Here is a 5,407-nt window from a genome sequence, read left to right as displayed (position 1 = left end):
CGGGCACCGAACGGGCCCGCCCGCCCCCGTGTTCGGGCACCCGCGTTGCCCGATTTCCGCTCCGGCGCAGGTCCGGCACGGACGGCCGGCCGACGAAACGGGCACATACGGGCGGCATCGAATCCGCAACAGACCTGGTCAGTGCCGCGCACCCGCTGTAGAAATTCCCCCATGGGTCCACAGGGCCCGAACGGGCAGCAGCGAGCCCGCAGGGGCGCGCCCCCGGAGGGCGAGCAGAAAGCACAGCACGGAGGGCAGGTGTCGGCGATGAGCGCGGAGGAAAGGCAGCGGGAGATCGTCAAGGCCGCCCGCCGCACGGGCGCCGTCGACGTCAACGACCTCGCCGCCGAGCTGGGCGTCGCCAAGGAGACCGTCCGCCGCGATCTGCGTGCCCTTGAGGACCACGGCCTCGTCCGCCGCACCCACGGCGGCGCCTACCCGGTGGAGAGCGCCGGTTTCGAGACGACGCTCGCCTTCCGTGCCACCAGCCACGTACCCGAGAAGCGGCGGATCGCCGCCGCCGCGGCCGAACTGCTCGGGGACGCGGAGACGGTCTTCGTCGACGAGGGCTTCACCCCCCAGCTCATCGCCGAGGCACTGCCCCGGGACCGGCCACTGACCGTGGTCACCGCGTCCCTGCCGGCCGCGGGCGCGCTCGCCGAGGCCGAGAACATGTCGGTCCTGCTGCTCGGCGGCCGGGTCCGGCACGGCACGCTCGCGACCGTCGACCACTGGACCACGAAGATGCTCGCCGGCTTCGTCCTCGACGTGGCGTTCATCGGCGCCAACGGCATCTCCCGCGAACACGGCCTCACCACCCCCGATCCGGCCGTCAGCGAGGTCAAGTCGCAGGCGATCCGGGCCTCCCGCCGGACGGTGTTCGCGGGCGTGCACACCAAGTTCGGGGCGGTCAGCTTCTGCCGCTTCGCGGAGATCAGCGCTCTCGAGGCGATCGTCACCAGCACATTCCTCCCCACGTCCGAAGCACACCGCTATTCACTGCAGGGCCCGCAGGTCATCCGGGTCTGACAGGCCGGTCCGAGCCGCTCCCCCACCCCGTCCGGACCACCGACTCACTCACTACAGGCGTGCAGTCGCGCCCCACAACGCCCTTTATCTCCCCATATGTTCAGGAGCGATTCATGCGAACCCCGAGCCGACGGAGGCCGCGCGCACTGCTTGCCGCGGCCGCCGCAGGGACGCTGCTCGCCCCCCTGCTTTCCGGCTGCTGGGCCGGAGCAGGTGGTGCCGGTTCCGGCGGCGACGCCATCAACGTCCTCATGGTCAACAACCCGCAGATGGTGGAGCTGCAGAAGCTCACGGCCGCCCACTTCACCAAGGAGACCGGCATCAAGGTGAACTTCACCGTCCTGCCGGAGAACGACGTCCGCGACAAGATCAGCCAGGACTTCGCCAACCAGGCCGGCCAGTACGACGTCGCCACCCTCAGCAACTACGAGATCCCGATCTACGCCAGGAACGGCTGGCTGCACGAGATGGACTCGTACGTCGCCAAGGACAGCGCCTACGACGAGCAGGACATCCTCAAGCCGATGCGGCAGTCCCTCACCGCCGACGACGGCAAGCTCTACGGGCAGCCGTTCTACGGCGAGTCGTCCTTCCTCATGTACCGCAAGGACGTTTTCGCCGAGAAGGGCCTGACCATGCCCGCCCATCCCACCTGGGAGCAGGTGGCCGAGCTCGCCGCCGAGGTGGACGGCGCGAAGCGCGGCATGCGGGGCATCTGTCTGCGCGGTCTGCCCGGCTGGGGCGAGGTGATGGCACCGCTGACCACGGTCGTGAACACCTTCGGCGGCACCTGGTTCGACAAGGACTGGAAGGCCCGCCTGAACTCCCCCGAGTTCGAGAAGGCGACGAAGTTCTACGTGGATCTGGTTCGGGGGCACGGCGAGTCCGGGGCCGCCCAGGCGGGCTTCGCCGAATGCCTCAACAACACCACCCAGGGCAAGGTCGCCATGTGGTACGACGCCACGTCCGCGGCGGGCTCCCTGGAGTCGGCCGACTCCCCGGTCAAGGGCAAGATCGGCTACGCCCCGGCGCCGGTCGAGAAGACCAAGAGCTCCGGGTGGCTCTACACCTGGGCCTGGGGCATCCAGGACGCCTCCCGCAATCCCGACAAGGCCTGGAAGTTCGTCTCCTGGGCGTCCAGCAAGCGGTACGAGCAGCTCGTCGGCGAGAAGGTCGGCTGGTCCGACGTGCCGGCCGGCAAGCGCGCCTCGACGTACACGAACGCCGACTACGTCAAGGAAGCCGCCGCCTTCCAGGAGATGACGCGCGACGCCATCGAGGGCGCCCGGCCCACCGCCCCGGGAGTGCAGCCGCGGCCCGCGCCCGGCATCCAGTTCGTCGGCATCCCCGAGTTCACCGATCTCGGCACCAAGGTCTCGCAGGAGATCAGCGCGGCCATCGCCGGACGCCAGTCCGTCGAGTCGGCCCTGAAGAAGTCCCAGCAGCTCGCCGAGCAGATCTCCGAGGAGTACGAGGGACGATGACCGCCACGACCACAGCTCCGATCACCGCACCCCCGCCCGCGCACACCGAGAAACGCCCCTCGGGCCGGTTGCGCGCCTGGGCGACCCGAGCTCCGCTCCTGCCCGCCCTGATCTTCATGATCGCCGTGACCCAACTGCCGTTCGTGGCCACGCTGGTGATCTCCTTCTTCGACTGGAACTCCCTCTACCCCGACGCCCGCCAGTTCACGGGCTTCGCCAACTACTCCGAGGTCCTGACCGACGCGGCCCTGCGCAAGTCGGTGTGGACCACGATCCTGCTGACGGTCGCCGTGGTGCTGGCCAGCCTGGTCCTCGGTCTGGGTCTCGCCCTGCTCCTGGACCGCAAGTTCCGGGGCCGCGGCCTGGTCCGTACGCTCCTGATCGCGCCCTTCCTGGTGGTCCCGGTGGCCGCGGCACTCCTGTGGAAGCACGTGCTCTACAACCCGGAGTACGGCCTCCTCAACGGCCTGCTGCACTACGTGGGCGGCCCGCAACCGGACTGGATCTCGGGCACACCACTGCTGGCGGTCGAGGCCTCCCTCGTCTGGCAGTGGACGCCCTTCATGATGCTGATCCTGCTGGCGGGGCTCCAGAGCCGCGACCACCAGCAGATCGAGGCCGCTCGGGTGGACGGCGCGAGCGACTGGCAGATCTTCCGCCACCTCACGCTGCCGCACCTGCGCCGCTACCTCGAACTCGGCGCCCTGCTCGGCTCGATCTACATCGTCCAGAACTTCGACGCGGTCTTCACCATCACGTCCGGCGGTCTGGGCACCGCCAACCTCCCCTACACCGTCTACCAGAGCTTCTACCAGGCCCACGAGAACGGCCTCGCCTCGGCCGCGGGCGTCCTGGTCGTCATCGGCTCGATCATCATCGCGACCTTCGCCCTGCGCGTGGTCTCGTCCCTGTTCCGCGAGGAGGCGTCCCGCGCATGAGTGCCACCGCAATCCGCGTCCGTCCCCGCCGCGCCCGTGGAGCGGGCCTCGGCCTGGCCGCCTGGCTCGCAGGCGTCGTCTTCTTCCTCCCCATCGCATGGATGGCGCTGACGTCCTTCCACTCGGAGTCGGACGCCGCGACCAACCCGCCGTCCTTCGGGGCCGCGCTCACCCTGGACGGCTACCGCGAGTTCTTCGGCGCGGGCGGCGGCGCGAGCCCCTGGCCCGCGCTCATCAACTCGACGGTGGCGTCGGTCGTGTCCACGCTGCTCGTCCTCCTGCTGGCCCTCCCGGCGGCGTACGCCCTGTCGATCCGCCCGGTGAAGAAGTGGACGGACGTCCTGTTCTTCTTCCTCTCCACCAAGATGCTCCCGGTCGTGGCGGGCCTCCTCCCCATCTACCTCTTCGCGAAGAACACCGGAATGCTGGACAACATCTGGCTTCTGGTCATCCTCTACACCTCCATGAACCTGCCGATCGCGGTGTGGATGATGCAGTCGTTCCTCGCGGAGGTGCCGGTCGCGATCATCGAGGCGGCGCAGATCGACGGCGCGAGGCTGCCGACGGTCCTGGGCCGTGTAGTGGCCCCCATAGCCCTCCCCGGCATCGCCGCCACGGCCTTGATCTGCTTCATCTTCAGCTGGAACGAACTGCTCTTCGCACGGGTGCTGACGGGCGTCGTAGCCGAAACAGCCCCCGTGTTCCTCACCGGCTTCATCACCAGCCAGGGGCTGTTCCTGGCGAAGGTGTGCGCCGCGTCGCTCGTCATCTCCCTGCCGGTGCTCGCCGCGGGGTTCGCCGCCCAGGACAAACTGGTCCAGGGCCTGTCACTGGGAGCCGTGAAATGAAGGCCGCCGTCATCGAGTCCGTGGGCAAGGCCGTCGTCGCCGAGGTCCCGGACCCGACGCCAGGGCCCCGCGAGGTCGTCGTCGAGGTCGCCGCCTGCGGCCTGTGCGGCACCGATCTCCACATCCTCCAGGGCGAGTTCGCGCCCGAGCTGCCGATCGTGCCGGGCCACGAGTTCGCCGGCGCGGTGGTGGGCGTCGGCACCCAGGTCACGGAACTGGCGGTCGGCGACCGAGTGGCGGTGGACCCGTCGTTGTACTGCTACGAGTGCCGGTACTGCCGTACGGGCCACAACAACCTCTGCGAGCGCTGGGCTGCGATCGGCGTGTCGACGGCGGGCGGCGCGGCGCAGTACGCGGTGGCGCCGGTGGCGAACTGCGTGAAGCTCCCGGAGCACGTACGCACCCAGGACGCGGCCCTGGTGGAGCCCTTGTCCTGTGCGGTACGGGGCTACGACGTGCTCCAGTCCCGCCTGGGCGCCCACGTCCTGATCTACGGCTCCGGGACGATGGGCCTGATGATGCTGGAGCTCGCCAAGCGGACGGGGGCGGCGAGCGTGGACGTGGTGGACGTGAACGCGGCACGCCTAGAGACGGCGCGTCGCCTGGGCGTCTCGTCCTCCGCCGCGAGCCCCGACGAACTGGACCGCCCCCAGGGCTGGGACCTGGTGGTCGACGCCACGGGAAACGCTGCCGCGATCCAGGACGGACTGGACCGGGTGGCCAAGGCCGGTACGTTCCTCCAGTTCGGCGTGGCAGACTACGCGACCCGGGTCACCATCGATCCGTACCGCATCTACAACCAGGAGATCACCATCACCGGCTCCATGGCCGTCCTGCACAGCTTCGAGCGGGCGGCGGAGCTCTTCGCGACGGGTGTCCTGGACCCGGACGTCTTCATCAGCGACCGCATCCCGCTGACGCGCTACCCGGAGGCTCTGGAGCAGTTCGCGTCGGGGGTGGGGAGGAAGATCGTGGTGGTGCCGTAGGGGTTTCTCGCCCCCGCCGCCCCTACCCGTCCCATCCTCTTCCTGGGGGCTGCGCCCCCAGACCCCCGCTATCGGCCTGAACGGCCTCGTCCTCAAACGCCGGACGGGCTGGGTATGTCAGC

At 69.5% G+C, this 5,407-nt stretch carries 5 protein-coding genes; all 5 read left to right on the top strand.

The genetic code is table 11. The features are described from left to right. Nucleotides 1-267: 267 nt before the first annotated feature. The 5 genes from FGD71_RS35605 to FGD71_RS35585 all read left to right on the top strand — a co-directional run bounded on the left by FGD71_RS35605 (nt 268) and on the right by FGD71_RS35585 (nt 5,285). Nucleotides 268-1,029, top strand: coding sequence for a DeoR/GlpR family DNA-binding transcription regulator (locus FGD71_RS35605; protein WP_240436929.1), 762 nt, complete (start codon nt 268-270; stop codon nt 1,027-1,029). Nucleotides 1,030-1,142: 113 nt separating this feature from the next. After that, on the top strand, nt 1,143-2,513 hold the full coding sequence (locus FGD71_RS35600) for an ABC transporter substrate-binding protein (RefSeq protein WP_119104682.1): 1,371 nt from the start codon (nt 1,143-1,145) through the stop codon (nt 2,511-2,513). Then, on the top strand, nt 2,510-3,451 hold the full coding sequence (locus FGD71_RS35595; RefSeq protein ID WP_119104681.1) for a carbohydrate ABC transporter permease: 942 nt from the start codon (nt 2,510-2,512) through the stop codon (nt 3,449-3,451). The genes FGD71_RS35600 and FGD71_RS35595 overlap by 4 nt, the downstream gene beginning before the upstream one ends. Continuing rightward, nucleotides 3,448-4,299 (top strand): carbohydrate ABC transporter permease, encoded by an 852-nt coding sequence (locus tag FGD71_RS35590; protein ID WP_119104680.1) that lies wholly within the window; start codon nt 3,448-3,450, stop codon nt 4,297-4,299. Before FGD71_RS35595 ends, FGD71_RS35590 begins: the two co-directional genes overlap by 4 nt. Continuing rightward, on the top strand, nt 4,296-5,285 hold the full coding sequence (locus tag FGD71_RS35585; RefSeq protein WP_119104679.1) for a zinc-dependent alcohol dehydrogenase family protein: 990 nt from the start codon (nt 4,296-4,298) through the stop codon (nt 5,283-5,285). The genes FGD71_RS35590 and FGD71_RS35585 overlap by 4 nt, the downstream gene beginning before the upstream one ends. The last annotated feature ends 122 nt before the right edge of the window (nt 5,286-5,407 follow it).

It is taken from the genome of Streptomyces sporangiiformans (assembly GCF_005768555.2).
Classification (GTDB): domain Bacteria; phylum Actinomycetota; class Actinomycetes; order Streptomycetales; family Streptomycetaceae; genus Streptomyces; species Streptomyces sporangiiformans.
This window is presented reverse-complemented; position numbering and strand designations above follow the sequence as displayed.